Origin of the sequence: Marinomonas pollencensis (assembly GCF_003387375.1) — a bacterium.
GTDB classification, from domain to species: Bacteria; Pseudomonadota; Gammaproteobacteria; order Pseudomonadales; family Marinomonadaceae; genus Marinomonas; species Marinomonas pollencensis.
This window is the reverse complement of sequence record NZ_QUNG01000001.1, coordinates 242,210-262,873: the sequence shown is the minus strand read 5'-3', so window position 1 is coordinate 262,873 and position 20,664 is coordinate 242,210. Positions and strand designations below refer to the sequence as shown.

At 45.7% G+C, this 20,664-nt stretch carries 17 protein-coding genes; 12 read left to right on the top strand and 5 right to left on the bottom strand.

Going from position 1 to position 20,664, the window contains the following annotated elements; all coding sequences use genetic code 11:
- Nucleotides 1-461: 461 nt before the first annotated feature.
- The 3 genes from rsgA to aguB all read right to left on the bottom strand — a co-directional run bounded on the left by rsgA (nucleotide 462) and on the right by aguB (nucleotide 3,816).
- Nucleotides 462-1,433: a GTPase RsgA gene (gene rsgA, locus DFP81_RS01220; protein ID WP_115895934.1), complete on the bottom strand. Its 972-nt coding sequence runs from the start codon at nucleotides 1,431-1,433 to the stop codon at nucleotides 462-464.
- A gap of 354 nt (nucleotides 1,434-1,787) precedes the next feature.
- On the bottom strand, nucleotides 1,788-2,882 hold the full coding sequence (gene aguA / locus DFP81_RS01215) for an agmatine deiminase (protein ID WP_115895933.1): 1,095 nt from the start codon (nucleotides 2,880-2,882) through the stop codon (nucleotides 1,788-1,790).
- Nucleotides 2,883-2,928: 46 nt separating this feature from the next.
- Nucleotides 2,929-3,816, bottom strand: a complete 888-nt coding sequence (aguB, locus tag DFP81_RS01210) for an N-carbamoylputrescine amidase (RefSeq protein WP_115895932.1) — start codon at nucleotides 3,814-3,816, stop codon at nucleotides 2,929-2,931.
- Between the two features lie 165 nt (nucleotides 3,817-3,981).
- Between aguB and DFP81_RS01205 the strand changes: the two genes are divergently transcribed.
- From DFP81_RS01205 to DFP81_RS01165, 9 genes are all read left to right on the top strand, one after another.
- Nucleotides 3,982-4,890, top strand: a complete 909-nt coding sequence (locus DFP81_RS01205; protein WP_115895931.1) for a LysR family transcriptional regulator — start codon at nucleotides 3,982-3,984, stop codon at nucleotides 4,888-4,890.
- Between the two features lie 192 nt (nucleotides 4,891-5,082).
- Complete coding sequence (locus tag DFP81_RS01200; RefSeq protein ID WP_115895930.1) at nucleotides 5,083-6,570, top strand: aldehyde dehydrogenase; 1,488 nt, start codon at nucleotides 5,083-5,085, stop codon at nucleotides 6,568-6,570.
- Nucleotides 6,571-7,396: 826 nt separating this feature from the next.
- Entirely contained in the window at nucleotides 7,397-7,813 is a 417-nt protein-coding gene (locus DFP81_RS01195) for a cupredoxin domain-containing protein (protein ID WP_115895929.1), read from the top strand.
- Nucleotides 7,814-7,816: 3 nt separating this feature from the next.
- On the top strand, nucleotides 7,817-8,692 hold the full coding sequence (locus DFP81_RS01190; RefSeq protein ID WP_115895928.1) for an FTR1 family iron permease: 876 nt from the start codon (nucleotides 7,817-7,819) through the stop codon (nucleotides 8,690-8,692).
- A 77-nt stretch (nucleotides 8,693-8,769) separates the two neighbouring features.
- A complete protein-coding gene (locus tag DFP81_RS01185) occupies nucleotides 8,770-10,104 on the top strand; it encodes an imelysin family protein (protein ID WP_115895927.1) in 1,335 nt (444 codons plus the stop codon).
- A gap of 155 nt (nucleotides 10,105-10,259) precedes the next feature.
- Complete coding sequence (locus DFP81_RS01180; protein ID WP_181903018.1) at nucleotides 10,260-11,624, top strand: di-heme oxidoredictase family protein; 1,365 nt, start codon at nucleotides 10,260-10,262, stop codon at nucleotides 11,622-11,624.
- On the top strand, nucleotides 11,621-12,607 hold the full coding sequence (locus DFP81_RS01175) for an imelysin family protein (RefSeq protein ID WP_115895925.1): 987 nt from the start codon (nucleotides 11,621-11,623) through the stop codon (nucleotides 12,605-12,607). The genes DFP81_RS01180 and DFP81_RS01175 overlap by 4 nt, the downstream gene beginning before the upstream one ends.
- Nucleotides 12,597-13,511, top strand: coding sequence for a sterol desaturase family protein (locus tag DFP81_RS01170; RefSeq protein WP_115895924.1), 915 nt, complete (start codon nucleotides 12,597-12,599; stop codon nucleotides 13,509-13,511). The genes DFP81_RS01175 and DFP81_RS01170 overlap by 11 nt, the downstream gene beginning before the upstream one ends.
- Nucleotides 13,508-14,680, top strand: coding sequence for a cytochrome-c peroxidase (locus DFP81_RS01165; RefSeq protein WP_115895923.1), 1,173 nt, complete (start codon nucleotides 13,508-13,510; stop codon nucleotides 14,678-14,680). Before DFP81_RS01170 ends, DFP81_RS01165 begins: the two co-directional genes overlap by 4 nt.
- A gap of 90 nt (nucleotides 14,681-14,770) precedes the next feature.
- On the opposite strand, the gene DFP81_RS01160 is transcribed toward DFP81_RS01165, so the two are convergent.
- Nucleotides 14,771-15,586 (bottom strand): helix-turn-helix transcriptional regulator, encoded by an 816-nt coding sequence (locus DFP81_RS01160; RefSeq protein WP_115895922.1) that lies wholly within the window; start codon nucleotides 15,584-15,586, stop codon nucleotides 14,771-14,773.
- A 206-nt stretch (nucleotides 15,587-15,792) separates the two neighbouring features.
- Nucleotides 15,793-16,503 carry a GntR family transcriptional regulator gene (locus DFP81_RS01155; RefSeq protein WP_115895921.1) on the bottom strand — a complete coding sequence of 237 codons (711 nt, stop codon included), beginning with the start codon at nucleotides 16,501-16,503 and terminating at the stop codon, nucleotides 15,793-15,795.
- A 222-nt stretch (nucleotides 16,504-16,725) separates the two neighbouring features.
- Here DFP81_RS01155 and DFP81_RS01150 point away from each other — a divergent pair, with 222 nt between their 5' ends.
- The 3 genes from DFP81_RS01150 (at nucleotide 16,726) to DFP81_RS01140 (ending at nucleotide 20,564) form a co-directional block, all read left to right on the top strand.
- A complete protein-coding gene (locus DFP81_RS01150; RefSeq protein ID WP_115895920.1) occupies nucleotides 16,726-18,060 on the top strand; it encodes a glutamine synthetase family protein in 1,335 nt (444 codons plus the stop codon).
- A 71-nt stretch (nucleotides 18,061-18,131) separates the two neighbouring features.
- Nucleotides 18,132-19,295 carry a polyamine ABC transporter substrate-binding protein gene (locus DFP81_RS01145; protein ID WP_245959049.1) on the top strand — a complete coding sequence of 388 codons (1,164 nt, stop codon included), beginning with the start codon at nucleotides 18,132-18,134 and terminating at the stop codon, nucleotides 19,293-19,295.
- Nucleotides 19,296-19,409: 114 nt separating this feature from the next.
- Entirely contained in the window at nucleotides 19,410-20,564 is a 1,155-nt protein-coding gene (locus tag DFP81_RS01140) for an ABC transporter ATP-binding protein (RefSeq protein WP_115895919.1), read from the top strand.
- Nucleotides 20,565-20,664 lie beyond the last annotated feature (100 nt).

Sequence of the window (20,664 nt, the reverse complement as noted above, 5' to 3'; positions counted from 1 at the left end):
GGCATCCGCTGTTGCCGTATATCAGTAAGCTTGAATCTCGTTATCTCAGGTTTGTTGCTGCTTTCGATAGCAGTAAGCTTGAATCTCGTTATCTCAGGTTTGTTGCTGATTTCGATAGCAGTAAGCTTGAATCTCGTTATCTCAGGTTTGTTTGATGGCGCTAGTATTAGTAAACGGGGTAAGCGTCAGCCGAGTAAAAGGCCTCATCTTGATTCAAGGTGAGGTCTTCTACTATTGGCTGTCTAACGCTAATCATGGTCTGTCCACTTTCTTTAAGTGATCACGATGGATGGCTTTAATAAGAGTATTAAGCAAGGGGATTTAGTAGTCTAGAGCTAAGTTATGACGTGTCGCGTTAGTTAAGATATACCCAGAGCAGTTAGCCGTCAGGTCAAGCGCCATGGTGATGAGTACAGCATGGCGCTTAATAGTATTGTCATCCTTGAGAAGAGTTTGTGGTGTTAGTCAGCCGCACTGTGCTTACGAGCACGTATATCCGATTGGGCACTGCGATAAAATTTTTCTTGTGGTTTAGATTTCGCCTTAATGTTGTCATCTGTTTGTTCAGTACGCATTAATAGGAAGTTACTCACCCTTTGTTCATCAAGACGGCCTTGTGTGAGTGCCATGCTAATGGCACACCCAGGTTCTCCTTGATGCTGACAATCACTAAAACGGCAGCTTTCTGTGAGCGCTAGAATATCGGCAAAACTTTCTATTTTACCTGCGTTGTATTGTGCAACTTGCAGCTCTCTTAACCCTTGGGTGTCTAATAAAATAGCACCTGTAGGCGTCGGTTGTAGTGCATTGGAAGCGCCAATCTTAGGTCGTTGTTCAGGTGGGGCTTGCATCAGGGTATTGATCAGCGAAGATTTACCCGCGCCAGTGGCCCCCAGCAAGGCAATGGTTTTACCTTTTTTGAGCCAAGGAGAAAGGCAATCGAGGCTGCTTAAGTCCAGTGCATTAACGGTTTCAACGATCAGCATCGGGTCTAGGCGCTCTACTTGAGCACGTTTTTCGTGGCTGTCCTCACAAGAATCCGCTTTACTCAAAACCACAACGGCATCGGCTTGTGCTTCATGCACCAGATCAAGGTAACGTTTGATCAAAGGCAGATTGAAGTGGGTGTCCAATGCGCAAACGATAAACACTGTATCAATATTTGCCGCGCAGTTGTCGAACCAAGAAGCACGATCTAAACGCCGTAAAAATACCTGTTCAGCATCGGTAATGACCCAATCACCTATTGTCATCGCTGGCATGTCAGCTTGTTCCGATAGGGAAAACAAGCCAGACTCGTCAACCAGTTGGTAGCTGTTATTGTGATGGGAGCAAATACGTGCAATGCGGTTAGATTCTAAGTCATCCAATGACAGTTGTTGTTGAAAATAAGGCTGCCAGCCTAAATCCAATAAAGTGAAGGTGGAATCCATTGTTATAACCCTAAGCGTACAACGCTATTATTTAAATAAGGAACAAAGCACCCTAATCAGTTTTATTGAGCAATATGAAAACCTTCCTTTGTTTGCTCTTGCCTGAAAAGGGTTTAACAAAACACGCGTTATGCCTGAATAACGACAGAACGTCTTGGTGAGATTAGCACAGAGAAGAAATCGGACAAATCATTATATTGCTCTACAAAATGGTTTTTTTTGAAATCGATTTTGAGAAAAAATGACAGACCGTAGAGTGTTAATAAATCACCTGTGAACGCACTGGATACGTTAACAGGTGATGCACATAAAGCGCCTTTCAAAGGATAAGGTTAGTCTGGCGTGAAGGCGCCGTTAGTCTTGTTTGGGGACTTGTTGGGTGATGCAGTGGATATTGCCACCGCCTAAGAGAATCTCTCTAGCGGGTACCCCAATAACTTGATGGAGAGGGAACGCCGCGGCTAAAATTTGCTCTGCTTGCTTGTCTGTTTTGGTGTCCAGTAGAGGAAAAATGACACTCTGGTTGCTGATCAGGAAGTTGGCATAAGACGCCGCTAAACGATCACCATCGTGGCGCTCCATGGTGTCGGTTTGCTGAATGCCTTGGCTTTCTGTGGCCGTCATATAAAGAGGCCCAGGTAAGGGTAATTTGATGATTTCAATTGCTCGGCCTTGGGCATCAGTGCTGCTTTGTAATACCTGATATGCCGCACGACTAATGGCGTATTGAGGGTCGTTTTGATCATCACACCAAGTGAGGGCGACAACACCTGGGCGAACCAGGTGCATGATATTATCAATGTGGCCGTTGGTTTCATCGTTAAACAAGCCGTTGGTTAGCCATATGACTTTTTGAATGTTGAGGTAATCTGCCAAATAGGCTTCGATATCGGCTTTGCTCAAATCAGGGTTACGGCTTGGGTGCAGCAAGCATTCTTCTGTGGTGTATAAGGTGCCTTCACCATCACTATGAATGGAGCCACCTTCTAAGATGAAGGGGGCTTGGTAATAATCGTCGCCTGTGACAGAGGCCATTTTGACCGCCATAGCGTCGTCCAAGTCCCAAGGCGAATACAAGCCATCTAGCTTGCCACCCCAAGCGTTGAACTGCCAGCTTATGGCGCGACGCTGTCCCTTGTCATTTACCACATAGGTGGCTCCGATATCTCGCATCCAACTGTCATTATAAGGTTGCACAAGCACACGAATGCCTTCGTTAAGAGCGGCGCGCGCAATGTCATAGTGGCTTGCCAATACAACAACAGTAACGGCGGTGGATTGCGCGATGGTGTTAGCGACTCGCGCAAAGGCCTGTTGAGCAGGTTTGCCAGACTCACGCCAATTATCTTCTCGAATTGGCCAAGCGAGCCACACTTGATCTTGTGGTTCATGTTCACCTGGCATGCGAAAGCCATCTTGTTTTGGCGTGGTGTCCAGCAGAGCGCTCATAGTCAGTCCTATTGTGTTTACTTATAAATTTACGTCGCCATTGGGATTATGATTTGGCCGGCGTTTTCCCATCCAATGTTTGAATGGTGGCGTAATGAGTAGGACGACGGTCTCGGTATAAGCCCCATGCTTGACGCTGGAACTCCAAGTGGTCTAGGTCGAACTCGTGCAGCAAAACACTTTCACTGGTGCGATCGGCTTCTGCCACTTTGGCGCCGCTATCATCGGTAATAAAAGAAGAGCCGTAGAAGGTCAAAGACAAATCACGGTGTTGTGCGGTCTCAGTACCAATGCGGTTAGAGGCCACTACCGGTGTTTGGTTTGCGGCTGCATGGCCTTGCATTACGCGTTGCCAGTGTGGCTGGCTATCCAGTTGTGGTTGGCTTGGTTCACTGCCAATGGCGGTTGGGAAGAAGAGAATTTCGGCTCCTTGCAGTGCCATGCTGCGCGCCGTTTCAGGGAACCATTGATCCCAGCAAATGCCCACACCGATTTTGGCATAGCGTGTTTCCCATACTTTAAAACCGGTATCACCAGGACTGAAGTAATACTTTTCCAGATAGCCATCGCTGTCGGGAATATGGGTTTTACGATAGGTGCCCATTAAGCTGCCATCGGCATCGATCATGGCGACCGTGTTATAGCGAACGTTACCGGCTTTTTCAAACCAGCTAAAAGGCAAGACGACTTCGAGCTCCTTAGCCAGCGCAGAAAAACGTTTAAAGCTGGTGTTATTTTCTAGCGTAGTGGCTAACGCATGATAAGACTCACTGATCTCGATGCAGAAGTAAGGGGTTTCGAACAGTTCCTGCAGTAAAATAATCTGCGCACCTTGTTGTGCTGCTTGTCTTACTAAGCGTTCTGCTGTGTCTAGGTTTTGCTCAATGTTCCAAGAGCACGCCATTTGGGTGGCCGCAACCGTTACTTTTCTCATAGCATCTGTCTCTTTTGGTCGATGATGTTAGTGGATTATCTGTGGTCGATGCCGAATCCGGCATGTCGCCATCACACTATAATAACAATATGCTAGTTGTACGTTAAATTAGGTTATGATGAAAATGTGATATTTTGTTTAGCATATGAGAGATTTCGATAACCTATGGATATGGACATAAGCCAGTTGCGTTTGTTGGTGGTGCTAGAGCGCGAGCGGAGCTTATCGCGTGCTGCCAAAGCGCTGCATTTGAGCCAATCTGCGGCGAGCCATGTATTGGCAAAGTTGCGTAATCGTTTTGATGACCCTTTGTTTATTAAAACCAAAATGGGCATGGAGCCAACGCCCACCGCATTGGCCTTAATACCAGATGTACGCAAAGGGTTAAATGCATTGGATTTGGCCTTCAATAAGGTGAAACCTTTTAACCCAAGCCGTGAAGCAAAAACATTTTATATTGGTGCGGTGGACTATTTTGAGTTCTATGCCTTGCCGCAGTTGGCCAGTCGACTCCAAGAAGAAGCACCGAATATTCGCATCGCGATCGACATATTGCCTGAAAATTTACGCATGGAGCGAGTAGAAGAAGGGCGCTTGGATCTTTTTATCGGGGTTGATGAGTTGCAATCTGTGCCAAGGTATTATCATCGTCAACATTGGTTGACCGATCAATATGTGGGGATTGTAAGAACGGCAAATACCCTGCCAGATCGGCTGGATCTACACACATTTTTGGCGACGCCGCATATTCATCTACCATTGGTTAATTCAGGGGCAGATCCAATTGATCAGTGGTTGTTAGACCAGCATCAATCACGACAAATTTCGATGATAGTACAGAGCTATGCGATTGGCGGTATGGTGACGGCTAAGTCTGACAGCATTATGTGTGTGCCAGCGAATATCGCCAAAGAGCTTACCGCGATGCTGCCAGTGCGCAGCGTGTTGTTGCCAGACGGTGTGCCAAACTTGTCCTTGAGTATTTTTTCTCATCAGCTTTATGATAGTCAGGAAAGTATTCAGTGGTTAATCAAAAAAATTCAGCAATGCGCCCCAGCCATCGCAACAGGCTAAAGACCCTTGTAGGGAAAGCCTAAGCGCAGAGTGCGACAGATAAATTGGGGGTAGCCCTGTAGCGGTTTGTGTACCACTTTAGGGATATGGTTTTCTTTCTGTAATTTTTGTAGTTTGTCAGTATCTTTGCATTCGTCGTTTTGTTGTCTAGAAGTCACTCTTGGGATCAAGCGACTACTTAAGGAAATAATCATGAACAGTTATGAACAATGGAAAACGTTGGCCGCTTCTCTGTCTTTTCCTAGCCAAGCATACATAAATGGTCAATATGTTGATGCAGTCAATGGTGACACCTTTGACTGCATCAACCCAGCCACAGAAGCCTTACTTAGCCAGGTTGCTAGTTGTGATTCCGCGGATGTAGAGGTGGCGGTGGCGGCCGCTAAAAAGGCCTTTAAAAGCGGTGTGTGGTCAGCCATGGCGCCCCGTGAACGTAAAAATATCATGCTTAAATGGGCGCAACTGATTGAACAGCATAAAGACGAATTTGCCCTGCTAGACACGTTAGATATGGGCAAATCGATTTCTGAAATGGTTGGCATTGATATTCCCGACTCCATTGATTGTTTTCGCTGGACAGCCGAAGGCATTGATAAACTGTACGGTGAAATAGCCCCAACAGGCGGATCTAACCTGGCCTTGATTAGCCATGAACCGATTGGCGTGATCGCGGCTATTACACCGTGGAACTACCCGTTAATGATGGCTTCCTGGAAAGTCGCTCCCGCGCTGGCTGCAGGCAATAGTGTTATTTTAAAACCGTCTGAAAAATCACCACTAAGTGTGCTGCGTCTAGCTGAGCTGGCAACCCAAGCCGGTGTGCCCGATGGCGTATTTAACGTGTTACCTGGCTATGGACATACAGCTGGTAAGGCACTTGCTCTGCATAATGATGTGCAAGTGATTGCTTTTACTGGATCAAGTCGTGTTGCTGGTTTGTTGATGGAGTATGCGGGGCAGTCGAATTTGAAACGGGTGTGGATTGAAGCGGGTGGTAAATCACCTTGTCTAGTGTTTGCCGATTGCGAAGATATCGCTGCCGCCGCAAAAGGAGCGGCAGCGTCTATTTTTACCAACCAGGGTGAAGTCTGTATTGCCTGCTCGCGCTTATATGTCCAAAGCAGTATTAAAGACGAATTTATGGCGGCATTAATTGACGCGGCAAAAGGTTATGTCGCGGGGGATCCATTGAACCCAGCCACTAACATGGGGCCGATGGTGGACAAAGCTCAGCTTGAAACTGTTGCACGCTTTATTAACAGCGCCCAAGCCGATGGTGCAACCTTAGTTTATGGCGGTTTGCCTGAGTATCAAGAAGGGCAGGGTTTTTTTGCTAAACCGACGATTTTTACCGATGCCAAAAACCACATGGAGTTTGTTCAAGAGGAGATTTTTGGGCCTGTACTTGCGGTGGCTACGTTTGACACTGAAGAGGAAGCTGTTGCCTTAGCCAATGATTCTAAATATGGTTTAGGAGCGGCGCTTTGGACCAGTAATTTGTCACGAGCCCATCGTGTGAGCCGTCAACTAGAGAGTGGCATGGTGTGGGTTAATACCTGGGGAGATGGCGATACGACCGTGCCATTTGGTGGGGTGAAAGCATCCGGTAATGGTCGTGATAAATCGCTGCATGCGATGGAAAAATACACCGAAATTAAAAACGTTTGGATTCGCCTATAAAAGCGAAGTCAGCTTGTGCTAAAGCATCCGGTAATGGTGGTGATAAATCGCTGCATGCGATGGAAAAATACACCGAAATTAAAAACGTTTGGATTCGCCTATAAAAGCGAAGTCAGCTTGTGCTAAAGCATCCGGTAATGGTGGTGATAAATCGCTGCATGCGATGGAAAAATACACCGAAATTAAAAACGTTTGGATTCGCCTATAAAAGCGAAGTCAGCTTGTGCTAAAGCATCCGGTAATGGTGGTGACAAATCGCTGCATGCGATGGAAAAATACACCGAAATTATAAACGTTTGGATTCGCCTATGTAGGCTAGGCAGTCTTGGTTTGCTGGCGCTAGATAAAGATGGTGACTTTCACTTACCCGGTAGACCCCATTGTCTTTCTGGGTAAGTGTTAAGGGATTTTTAATGCACGTCACCCATGGTCTTTTTTCATTACCGATACCCACACAGTGCTGGGTTTTTCTCTATTTCAGTATTTTTCTGCTTGTTTCTCCTTATTTCGATAGTAAATTCGTGAAAGACAAGCGCCTATTGGTGTCATAACGAGCGGGTGTTTGGACAATGCGTTTTTTTTGTCGTTTTGCCTGGAAGTGCGTAAAAAATAATGATTATGAGAAGTATTCTTGTTAACATATTGTTAAAGCAAGAAGATTGCTAGCGCTTGTTGTTACCCATTCTTTTAAATTATAGACAATTGGCAAGTGCGTACCTTGTAAACGCGCGCATTATTTGAGAACTGTGCGTGCAATTATATGAAGAGGGAATGACTAATGCCCCAGCATTCCCATTGCTTAACCTATTATGGCTGGATGTTATAAATGAAGTTGATCGGTGTTTTTTTCCTTTCCCTATTGTGTGTTCTGACAACAATGAAAGTATGGGCGGCAGAAAGTGGCGCACAAAAAAGTACGCAAATTGATGCGAATGGATTTAGCCAACAAACCCACGATCCTCGTTATACTAAGCTACCTACTTATTTGATCGAAATGAAAGATGGCGCTTTGTTACCTGCTGAGCTGATTGTGCCAGCGAAAACAAAATTCCGGCTGGTAGTAAAAAACATTGGCAGTAAACCTGCCGAGTTTGAAAGTAATCAATTACGTCAAGAAAAAGTCTTATTCATGGGCGCCAATACCAGTTTGGTCATCACCCCATTAGATGTGGGTAGCTACGATTATTATGACGACTTTGCCCCAGCTGCGCGCGGTAAAATTACCGTTAAGGCTCAGGATTAAGTCATGGGACAAATTATTTTTGTTGTTTGTCGTGAGAGCATAGAAGCATTGCTCGTCATTGGTATTCTGTACGCTTGGATGAACGGTCGCCCTGGCGCTCAAAAAGGCAAGATCTGGCTGGTGGCAGGCATTTTGGCCGGTTTTGGGCTGGCGGGATTGCTCACGCTAACCTTAATTGGTGTCACAGATATTTTGGGTGGCGCAGCGCGAGACTGGTTTGAAATCGGTATGTTGACCTTTGCCAGTATATTAATTGTACAAATGGTAATGTGGATGCGAGCGCATGGCCGTACCATGAAAAAAGACCTGGAACAGGGGTTAGAAAAAAGCACTCAGTCTTCAAATTGGTGGGGCGTTTTTTTCTTAGCAATGATTGCCGTAGGCCGTGAAGGCTCAGAAACCGTGATGTTTCTTTATGGCTCTCTCTTGCAGTTAGACTCTTTTGCTTCTTATGTTAACTTCTTTGTTGCGGCCGCCATTGGTTTGGCGTTGGCAATGATACTGTTCTTTTTATTACAGATCGGTGGCAAATACATTTCTTGGAAATGGTTCTTTAGGGTCACCGAAACCATGTTGCTGTTCTTAGGTGCTGCGCTGTTTTTAACCGCCGCGGGGAAACTATTAGGTGGTCCATTAGCCGTAACCGATTTGCCCGCTTGGATGTACAGTACGGTTTGGGATATTTCTGGCGTGTTAAGCGACAGTTCCGTATTTGGTGGTTTGTTAGCCTCTCTTTTTGCTTATCGTTCACAGCCTATTGGTTGGGATTTGCTTATGTTGGGTGTTTATTGGGTGCTGGTTTTGCTGGTACTTAGATGGCAACTGCGTGGGCGTGAGTCACAAGCGAAGCGGGCGGCCTCAGTGGTAGAAGCCAATTAATCAAGGTTGTTCATAGTAAGGGGCTGCTTAATCGTAAACGGCCTCTAAATGATTTTTAAAAAACACATTAGGAGTGAATGAAAGTGAGAACAATTCTAAATACCCTTATTGTAGGGGCAACACTTAGCCTTTCTATGCCAAGTATGGCTGCTGTGTCTCAAAGTGCACAACGTGCCACCTTGAATACCTACGCAACCATAGCGACTGCGAACTACCAAGATGCATTAGAAGGCGCAAAAGCTCTTAAAGTGGCGATTGATGCTTTTGCCAAAAATCCCACAGCAGAAACCCTACAAGCAGCTAAAAATGCTTGGTTAGCTTCTCGTGAAAGTTACGGTACAACAGAGATTTTCCGTTTGTCTAATGGCCCGATTGATGCTGAAGATGGCTGGGTAGCAGAAGCCTACGGTGGCTTAGAAGGTCAGATTAACGCTTGGCCACTAGATGAAAACCTGATTGACTATACAGAAGATGCAAACTATCAGCGTACCAGCGGTAATATTATTGATACTAAAGGCGTATTCACTCCAGGTGGTGAAGACGCAGCGCCAGTAAATGTCACTAAAATCACCCCTGAAGTGCTGACTGAATTGAATGAAAACGGTGGCGATGCGAACGTGGCAAGTGGCTACCACGCGATCGAGTTTCTATTGTGGGGTCAAGACCAAGACTACAACAATATGATTGAAGACAAGATCACCAATGGCGCCATGACAGCTGGTCAGCGCCCATTGTCTGATTTCACCACGGATAAATTGAAACAGCGCCGTTTAGATTACTTAAAAGCAGCAACAGACAAGTTGGTTTACGACCTAGCGAAAGTGTCTAGTGCGTGGAATACAAAAATCATTGGTAATAACGGCCTATATCGTGCGGCCTTGTTAGACCAATTAAGCGGTGCTGAAAAGGATAAAAACCTCTCTACAGCGACGTCTTTGAAACAAATTTTCTCAGCAATGGGTGTGTTTTCTAAATCTGAATTGGCCAATGAGCGAATTGCGGTTGCGGTACTAACACCAAGTGAAGAAGACGAGCATTCTTGTTTCTCTGATAATACACACCGTGATATCGACTTAAACTACCAAGGCATCAAAAACGTCTTGCTAGGTGAGTACAAAGGGAAAAAAGTAGGGCCAGCCTTCTTCGATAACCTGTCAAGCGAAGAGCAAGCTAAAATCAAAGCGTTAATGGCTGACATCGAAATGCGTATTGCCAAAATTAACCAGTTGGCAACGACCACCATGCACTTCGATTACCAAATTCATCCTGAAAACGAAGCCAGCGTACAAAATATTGTAACCTTGAAAAATGAGCTACGTCGTTTAGGCGACCAAATGGTTGTTGTTGCGAAAGCGTACGGTATTTCTTTGACAACTAACGATGTCACTGACGCTGAAGAAACTCAGATCTAAGCTAGCAGAAAACATGGATAGGAGAGCACAGGTTTATCATGGTTTTTTGATAAGTCTGTGTGTCTCCTTCTTTAATTAGAGCAGGCCGGTTAAATTAGAAAACTATGAAAAGTAACGGTTGTAGCGTCGCGAAATGGATTTTTCGAGGCGTTTTTGTGTTTCTGGTATGGCCTAGTTTGGTTTACAGTGAAGCTGCACTTGATTCGCCTAAGACGAATTCTAGTGCCTTGTTTACTAATTCAAAAAGCAGCAAGCCTTTTGCTCAGCCGCTTGCTATGAATGACACGGAATACGATCAGTTTATCCTTGGGCGATCTTTTTTTTCTATTCCTTGGGTTGAAGCTCCCAGTGCCACCACGGCGCGAGATGGATTAGGTCCTCATTTTAATGCCAATACCTGCACCAGTTGCCATGTAGACAGCGGCGGCGCACCTACCTTAAGTGCAGCTGGCCAACCATTGCGTGCGCTAGTATTCAAGTTGACCCAGCCAAGTAAACACGAACAACGCTGGCTGCTTAACAATATTGATGCTCCGTTTCACGATAGTGTGCCAGACCCAGTTTATGGGGTTCAGTTAGGCATCAATGGCAATGGCAAAGTAAAACCTGAAGCGCGGACTCGATTACGTATAGAATCTGTTCCCTTTACTTACCCAGATGGGCAACTCGTTACCCTATCAAGGTTTGACCCCTATTTAGATCAATTGGCCTACGGGCCACTTGCTGACGAAACTGTGATTTCATTGCGTCAGCCTCCTGCATTGGTGGGGTTAGGCCTGCTGGAAGACGTACCAGACAGTGAGATTCTGGAATGGGCAGACCCTGCTGACCGCAATGGCGATGGTATTAGTGGTCGCCCTAATTGGCTAAATTCGCCCGAGCAGGCAGAAAAAATCTTAGGGCGCTTTAATTGGAAGGCCACTGAGGCTAGTATTGTCAGCCAATCTGCTAATGCCGCGGCCCATGACTTGGGGTTGACGAATCCTTTGTACCCAGACGAATTGTGTCAGCCTGCTCAGCTAGATTGCCTAGCTGCCCCCAAAGGAAGGCCTTCTCCCCACGGGGAATTGGATCTCCCCGAGTTTCGTTTGCAGGCCATTGCGGCTTATATTCGTGGCCATAAAGTGCCGCAACCCGTGGCATTAGACGCGACCGCGAAGCAGGGTGAGGCCCTGTTTAGTGAGCTAGGTTGTGGTGGTTGTCACCGGGCGACATTAACCACTCAAAAAGGGCAAAAGTTTCACCCTTATAGTGATTTGCTACTTCATGATATGGGAGCGTCACTAAAAGATGGTCGGCCTGAGTTCTTAGCCAGTGAGCGGGAATATCGCACTGCGCCATTATGGGGAATCGGCGGCCGAGTCCGTGCAGGAGAGCGTTTTTTGCATGATGCACGGGCGGCAACACCAGAAGAAGCGATCCTTTGGCATGGTGGTGAAGCAGAGCAAGCTAAAACAACATTTACAGAACTGGACCACGCCGAACGCGCGGCCTTGTTACATTTTCTGGAGCAACTATGAAAGCGTTAACGCAACTGTCATTGGTATTTTGTTTGACAGCATCAGGACTAAGTCATGCCGCTGAACAAGATCCATATGTCGCGATTTATGACAAGGTAATTCAGGCCAATGCCAATCATGCCGTGCAATATTGTGCAGACTTACAAGAGGCACTAGACAGCGATTCAGCTGACCTGCGTCGTCAGGCTTTTATGCGCTTAACGCAAGGTTGGGGAAGAGTGCAGGCGAGCTATATTTTAGGCGCCTATGACATTGCCGCGATGGATTACCCCTTGATGGTTGATTACTTCCATATGAGTAAGGAAAACATCCATGAGAGTTTAGCGCGGGTGATGAAAAGCGATTCAAGTGCTTCTAAAGCCTTGTACAAAAACTCTTATAAGACACTAGGGGCACTGGATGACGTTATGTTCAGCGGTCCATGGAGCGAACGTCGCCACGAAATGGCGGATGTGATCAGTGCGAGTGTCTGTAAGAGACTTACGCTTATTCGAGATGGCTACCAAGAGCATCGAGCAGACTTTCTTGCTGATCAGGATAAAGCCTTGTCTTTGTTGGTCAATGCAGAAATTGAAAACATTTATAAAACCCGTGACTGGCGTATTGCCCAGATCAGTGGTTTAACAAAGAAAACCTTAGGCAAGCCTGAGCCTGAACATCAACAATACCCTTATAGCCAAGCCTCATGGGGTTTTATTGGAGCCATTTTAGCTACTAATCAACAGTTGCTGGCTGATGATCAGCAACCCAATGTTGCTACCATTGTTGCCGCTAAAGGAGGCAGTGAAGGGTTAGTCGCAGTGCAGCAAGCATTGGATGCCTCTTTGCTCGCGTATCAACAGGCCCCAGCAGACCATAACTACAATACCAATGACATGATTCCTTTGTTTCAAGGTTTGTTGGATTTGCAGAAGGCATTTTACCGTCAACTTGTTGGCCGTATTGGCGTGACCGCAAGCTTAATTGACGCAGATGGAGATTGATACTCCACTACACGCCTTACTAAGTGGCAGTGAACGTGTTTTCTGGGGGTATTTGCTAGTCAGCGCTGTGATTGCTCTTGTGTGGTACCTAAAGCAGGGTAACAGCGTCACGCTAGCACGCCTCAAGGGCTATTGGTGGAGTCGCGACGCACGATTGGATTATCGTTATTTTTTGGTCAACTGGTTGATCAAAGTAGCATTAATCTTTCCTATTTTGCTTTCCGGTCAAACGGTTGCATTGTGGACTCTAGAAGGTCTAAATGCTTGGGCAGATCCTTTGTTTCTGCCTTGGCATTATCGTGACATTATTCTTTTGTATACCTTGAGTTTGTTTGTGCTAGAAGACTTAAGCCGCTATGCCTTGCATCGTTGGATGCATAGCAATGCTTGGTTATGGAAGATCCATCAGGTCCATCACAGTGCAGAAGCGCTCAACCCTCTGACTTTTTACCGCTTGCACCCATTGGAAAATATGCTGTTCGCGTTGCGCCATGCCTTGGTGGCGGGGGCCATTACTGGGGTGTTTATTTTTTGCTTTGGTGCGCGGGTAAATTTGTACACAGTATTAGGTGGAAATGTGTTTATTGTGGTCTTGTTTGCCTTTACTGGTAACTTGCGTCACAGCCACATTCGTTTGGCATATTGGTCTTGGCTAGAGCGGCTGTTGATTTCACCTGCTCAGCATCAGACTCACCATCAGCAGTCTCATATGCGCCACAATTTTGGCAGCGCCTTAGCGTTATGGGATGGACTGTTTGGCACTTTGGCCTTATCAAAGAATGCGCCAAGCGAGCGTAACTTTGGTCTGGGAGCCGACAAAAGGACGTATTTTGATAGCGTTTGGAAGCTGCTAATGCAGCCTTTTTATAGTATTTACACCAGTATTCGACGGACTTGGAAATGACGAAGCTTGTTACTTTATTTTGTGCTGCATTCTTGATCAGCAGCGGGGTTAAGGCGGAAGGTCTTAGCGAGGTGCAATTAGGTCAGGTGCTGTTTTTTGATCCCGCTTTTTCTGTCAATGGCACCATGTCTTGTGCCACCTGCCATGTCCCTGATCAAGGCTTTACTGATCACCGGCTAAATCGAGGTAAAGGCTTTGTTTCTCTGGGCGATGATGGTCACGCCTTAGGGTCGCGTAATACCCCAATGGCGGCGTATGCCAACACCTCTCCGGACTTTCATTTTGATGAGGCGTTAGAAGAATACGTGGGTGGTCAGTTTTGGGATGGCCGTGCTAACACATTGGCAGATCAAGCATTAGGGCCACCATTAAACCCAGTGGAAATGGGGTTGTCGAGCGATCAGCAAGTGGTGGAAAAACTGCAGCAAAACCCACTTTATAAGGCAACATTTGAACGTCTTTATGGCTCGAATATTTTTGCCTCAAAAGCTTTGAAGAAAGGGCAGGTAGCACCCGCTTACGCTGCCTTTGGCAAGGCCTTGCAAGCGTTTGAAGAAACCGCGGCCTTTAGCAGTTATGACAGCAAATACGACCGTTTTCTAAAGGGCGAATATCAGCTGACAGTATTGGAAGATTTGGGGCGAACTCTGTTTTTTTCTAACAACAATGTCAATTGCAATAGCTGCCATATGTTAAAAACAGAAGACAGTGAAAAAGAGCCTTTTACCAATCATCAGTACCGTAATATTGGGGTGCCAGCAAACCCTAATCTATTGAAACTAGGGCATTTGGGTAGCGATTTTGTGGATCATGGATTACTCGAAAATCCGGCGGTTACGGACCCTAAATACGATGGTAAATTTAAAACGCCGTCCTTGCGCAATGTCGCGGTCACAGCGCCTTATATGCACAATGGCGTGTTTAAGGATCTGCGTACCGTAGTGGCGTTCTATGACCACTACAACAACCCCAAGCACTCGCTTAACCCTGAAACAGGCAAACCATGGGCAGAGCCTGAAGTGCCTGCTACGGTCGATAAAGAAGAGCTAAAGGCGCATGCTTTATCAGAGCGTAAAATAGATGCCTTAGTCGCTTTTATGAAAACCTTAACGGATAAGCGTTATGAGCCTTTGTTAGAGGCGCCGCAACAACCTGCCTTGAAAAAATAACCTATTCTGTCTGTGTTCACACTGGGCTTGCAGCAATATTTAGCTTGCAAGCCTGGTCATTCTTAGCCTTGTCTTCTTGCCCATGGGCGCTTAGCTACGGTCTCTGTCCATCTCATCTAAATGGTTTAAAAATAAAGTAAATATTTCAGATTGTGTCGAAGTGTCGAGGCGTGCGTGGATATTTTTTCTGTGCACTTTGACTGTGCCTGCGCTGATTCCTAGGAGGTCGGCAATGGCTTTAGAAGAGTGCCCGCGTAAGATGAGAGCCAGAATTTCTTGCTCACGTTGGGTTAATACTCCGCAAGCAAAGGTTTTAAGTGCGTATTTAATCGGGCCATGGGAAGGCACGTATTCTAAGTAGTCACGAGACTGAGCTAACCAAAACTGTTTTATGAGAGCTTCTAGTAACGGAAAAACTGCTTTTAGTTTGAGCATTTCCCCACGTTTTATCGGCCCCATGATGCGTTTTCGGCCTAGGGAAATGGCGCAAGTGGTGCTCTCGTCCAGTATTACGGTTAAATTTATTTCATCCACTAGGTCGAAATTGCGATAACAGGTTTGGTAATACTCTGTTTCTTCAAAGGAGTCAGGTGCCATATCGGCTAAGCGGCTGACATTGGGAGTGGTACCTTGTTGAATGCTATTAAACAAGGGGTCGAGTATGTACGCTTGGTTAATGTACATATTAAGAGTGGGGCTGTGTTCTGAACGAGATTTTGGATGAATGATGATGGGTTTAAAAGATTTCTTATAGGTCACCATAATAATGGTGTCGAAATGGCAGAGCCCGCTTAAAAAGTTTTCGAGTACAGAGGGGAAACTAGGAACCCGTAAATGTTGAACCAAAATAGCGAGTTCTTTAAAAGTTTCTGGAGAAATAAACTCGGTATTTGCTCGGTTTGCCATTATCCCATGTTCCTTTTTTTGAGTGCTGATTCTTGATTGAAATCTATTATTTTGTGATCACAAAAAACAATTTATCATCTTGTTTTAAAGAGCGCACTGATTATCTAATGTTAGAAACGAGCTCTTCATGTAACGCTTGGAAGCCTAGTTTCTTGATAAAACCATCCAGCTGAAGGTGAGTTTTTATTCGACTTGCACCCTTTTCTTTAAGACAGTGACGCAGTTGCTATAAATTGGTGCAGTAATTCAGGGGTGCCAGCAAACGCGATGCCTTCTCGAATGTCTGCCGCAATGGCAAGTTGCAAGGCTAATGTGTCCTTATTACGAATCGCTTGCAGTGCTTCTTGGTGCCGATCAATAAGGTAATGTTCCTCCAATTGGCTATTGGCAAGGCGTAAAAAGGGACCGAGCTGCAACCATAAGCTTTCAATCAGAGGCAAGCTTACTTGATGCGGGTTGGCACAATAGAGTTGTCGGTGAAAGGCTTGGTTACGCTGAATACCTGCTTCTACATCGTTAATATCATGTGCTTTGTCTATTTCTAAGTCCAGTCTCTCCAGTTCTTCTAAGCGCTGAGAGTCAATATACGGCAGTGCCCGTGCAGCGGCATGAGACTCAAGCGCGATACGGGTGTCACACAATTCATTGAATTTCATAGCGGTCATTTTCGGCACCAAAATACGCCGATTTTCTCTCACTTCTAATGCGCGTTCCGTGCCAAGTTTTTTTAACGCTTCTCTAATTGGCATCGGGCTAACGTTAAGCGCACTGGCCAGTTCGCGGATTGTAAGGCTTCTCCCTGGCAGAATTTGTCCACTCATTACCGCATTTCGCAGGTTTACATATACCCACTCGGTGATAGTTACACCGTCCTTTCTGTCGGTTAAGGTAATGTTTAAAGGTGAAGGATTGTTCAATTAAAAGCCCTTTTACAAAATATTATAGAGTGAAAGCGTCTTTCTCTTGCAAAAAAACAGAAGTCATTGTTTGATCACAATATGGACTAGATCGTATTGATAATACGGCGCTAAAGAAAAATCAAAGAATATCGAAAATTAAACAAAATTTTTCACTGTCCATAAAAATGCCTAGCACTAAGAAGATGACGAAAAACATAAATTATCACGAGAGTACTGGTTATGCCGGAGCATGGAATAAGTAATAAAGAATTTGATCTTTTTATCACGGATTTAAATGGCAACTTACGAGGCAAGCGCATTCCAGCGTCTGGTTTAAAAGGGGTATTAAAAGACGGGGTGAAGCTTCCTCAATCTGTTATCGGTTTTGATAATTGGGGCGATGATGTTTTGGAGAACGGTTTGGTATTTGAAACGGGCGACAGTGATGGAATTTGCTTGCCTGTTCATCCAACACCAATTCCTGTTCCTTGGTCTGAATCGCCGCGAGATCAAATCCTTGCCATGATGTACAACCCTGATGGCTCGCCTTTCTTTCCTGATCCACGGCAAATTTTAGCCAATATCGTTGCTCGCTTTAAAGCGCTAGGGTATACGCCTGTGGTAGCAACTGAACTGGAGTTTTACTTACTGGACGGTGACTCAGAAGCGAAACAACGCCCAGAAGAACCGTTAATGACAGAAGGTAATGGCCGCCGATTAACGGATACCGATTGCTACTCCATTGAAGAAATGGATGGCTTGTCTAACTTCTTTGCCGATGTTCGTAGCGCTTGCGAAGTGCAAGGCATACCAGCAGACACCATTATTTCAGAATTGGGGCCAGGCCAATTTGAAATCAATATGAAGCATGTTGATGACGCTATGCTGGCTGCTGACCACGCGAATATGTTTAAACGCTTGGTAAAAGGTGTCGCACGTAATTATGAATATGGAGCGACCTTTATGGCGAAGCCATACGCGCAAAAAAGCGGCAATGGTTTTCACGTTCATTTCAGCTTACTCGACAAAGACGGCGTCAATGTTTTTGATAATGGAGGAGAAGAGGGAACGGCTCTGTTAAAGCATGCGGTGGCTGGCTTATTGACGAACATGGCGGACAGTATGTTGGTGTTGGCGCCACATCTTAATTCTTATCGACGTTTTCAAAATGGCGCTCATGCACCGACTTTTGCCAGTTGGGGTTATGAGAACCGAACGGTTGCGGTGCGTATACCTGAAAGTTTACCGGTGGCGCGTCGTATTGAGCACCGTGTAGCAGGTGCAGACGCTAACCCATATTTGGTGTTGGCGGCAGTGTTGGGTGGCGCATTAGATGGTATTGAACGTCGACTTGAGCCACCAGCAGCAATCGAAGGGGATGCGTACTCTGTAAGTGGCGATTTTCCTGTGTTACCAAACCGCTGGGAAGCGGCGACTGAAGTATTTACAGCAAGTCGCTTTATGCACGATTACCTAGGTGAGGCTTTTGTGAAAGTGTTCAGCGCGGTAAAACAGCAAGAGCAAGAAAGAATTTATGGGCGAATTTCAGATGTGGAATACGAGGCCTATTTGTAGTGCAACCAGGCCCAAAATAGGGTTGATCACGGCATTGCTAAGCACAACCAAAACAAAATAAAGGTGCTCCAATGAGGGCATTAAAAACACAAAAGAATGTCATTTACCAAGCTAAGTTTATGATCCAAGGGGAACAAAAAATGAAAATGAGTCATGCTTGCATATCGGCGGTTTGTGCCGCGTTTATTTCGTCCAGTGCGCTGGCAGAAGACAAAGTACTGAATATTTACAATTGGTCTGATTACATCACGCCAGATGCCGTCGCAAACTTTGAAAAAGAGACGGGGATCAAGGTGAATTATGATGTGTATGATAGTAATGAAGCCTTGGAAGCCAAGCTAATGGCGGGCTCGTCAGGTTATGATTTGGTGTTTCCGTCAAACTCTTTTTTCGAGCGACAAGTGAAAGCAGGGGCTTATCAAACGATTGATAAAAGTCTGTTATCTAACTACAAAAACATCGATCAGCAATTAGCGAGTAAGGTGGCTCAACACGATGAAGGGAACCTGCATAACGTGCCCTATGCCTGGGGAACAGTGGGCATTGGTTACAACATAGATATGGTAAAAGAGCGCTTAGGGGACGATTTTCAGCTTGATTCGTTGGATGTGTTGCTTAAGCCTGAAGTAGCGGCCAAGTTGCAAGATTGTGGTATTGCTGTGTTGGATTCCCCAGCGGAAGTCATGTCGATAGTAAATAACTACATTGGCGAAGACCCAAATTCAGAAAGTTTGAGTGACCTTAAAGCCAGCGCTAAAGTGCTGTCAGAAGCACGTCCATATTATAAATACTTCCATTCTAGCCAATACATTTCCGATTTGGCGAACGGCGATATTTGTGTTGCTCTAGGCTATAACGGCGACCTTTTACAAGCCAAAGATCGTGCCTTAGAGGCGGGACAAGGGGTCAATATTGGTTTCTCAATTCCGCGCGAAGGAACCTTACTGTGGTTTGATTTAATGGCCATTCCAGCAGATGCTCCTCACCCTCAAGCCGCGCTGAAATACATCAATTATATTTTGCGTGGTGATGTCGCAGCGTCTTTGTCTAATTATGTGTTTTACGCCGTTCCTAATACAGCCGCGACGCCTATGTTGGACACAGAGATTTCTGAAAACAAAGGGGTTTATCCAGTGCAAGCGGTGAAAGATAAACTCTTTATTCAAGTGGCACACACGCCTAAATTCGACCGTTCCTTAACTCGAACTTGGTCAAACATTAAGACCGGCCGCTAGCCTATGGGCCCATTGCATCGACTCGATTCAGTGGGCTTATCGCTTTAAACTGGGGGAATGTGTTCTTTACGCTCAGTCTTTCCCTCCTGTGTGGTATTTAGAAAAGGGTAGAGTATGTCTACGTCTTCAACATTGGCTCAGCCAAAATCCATTGTCGTTCCACCTTGGCGAGAAGAAGGAGCGCAACCTTTTGTTCAGATTGATCAGCTAAGCAAGCAGTTTGGTGACTTTACGGCCGTCAATAGCGTTTCATTGGATATCTATAAAAACGAACTTTTTTGTCTTTTAGGGGGCTCCGGCTCCGGTAAGAGTACTTTATTACGTATGCTCGCTGGGTTTGAGCAGCCGACCAGCGGTCGTATACTGATTGATGGCGTTGACATGGCCAATGTTCAGCCTTGGGAACGACCAGTAAATATGATGTTTCAGTCCTATGCCTTGTTTCCACACCTTAGTGTGGAAGCAAATGTGGCATTTGGTTTGCGCCGTGAAGGCATCCGATCCAGTGAGGTCAAAAAACGAGTCACTGAGATGCTGGATATGGTTCAAATGGGGCATCTGGCAAAGCGTAAGCCGCATATGTTGTCTGGTGGGCAGCGTCAGCGTGTGGCGCTAGCGCGCTCTTTAGTGAAACGTCCTAAGCTGTTGCTGTTGGATGAGCCTTTAGGGGCCTTGGATAAAAAACTGCGAGAAGAAACACAATTTGAGCTGATTAATATTCAAGATGAATTAGGCGTGACTTTTGTCGTGGTTACCCACGACCAAGAAGAAGCCATGACATTGGCCACCCGCATTGGTGTAATGGATCAAGGTGTCATTACGCAAATTGACGAGCCGCATCAAGTATATGAATACCCCAACAGCCGTTTTGTGGCGGAGTTTATTGGTAATGTAAACTTGTTTGAAGGTACGATCATGGGGGATGAAAGGGACAACGTCACCATTCATTGCCCAGACACAAACAGCATGATCCGTGTGAATCATGGTATTAGCTGTGCACCAAACCAAACTGTGTACGTGGCGATACGCCCTGAAAAGGTACGAATCTCTCGAGAAAAACCGCTCCAAGAGATTAACTCGACTCAGGGTATTATCACCGAAATTGCCTATATGGGCAGTCAGTCAATTTTTAAAGTTCGCTTAACCAGCGGTAAAGAGGTGCGTGTCACACAGCCTAACTTTGCTCGCGATATGGGGGACCGATTGACCTGGGATGAAGTAGTGTATTTGTCTTGGGATGCAGACAGTAGCGTGGTATTGCTGTCATGAATAAACCTGCCCCTCGTCAATCAATTACCAGATCTGCAGCGCCGCTAAAAACGGGCCGTTTGTCTCGTTTATGGTATCGTTTAAGGACCATCAATATTGG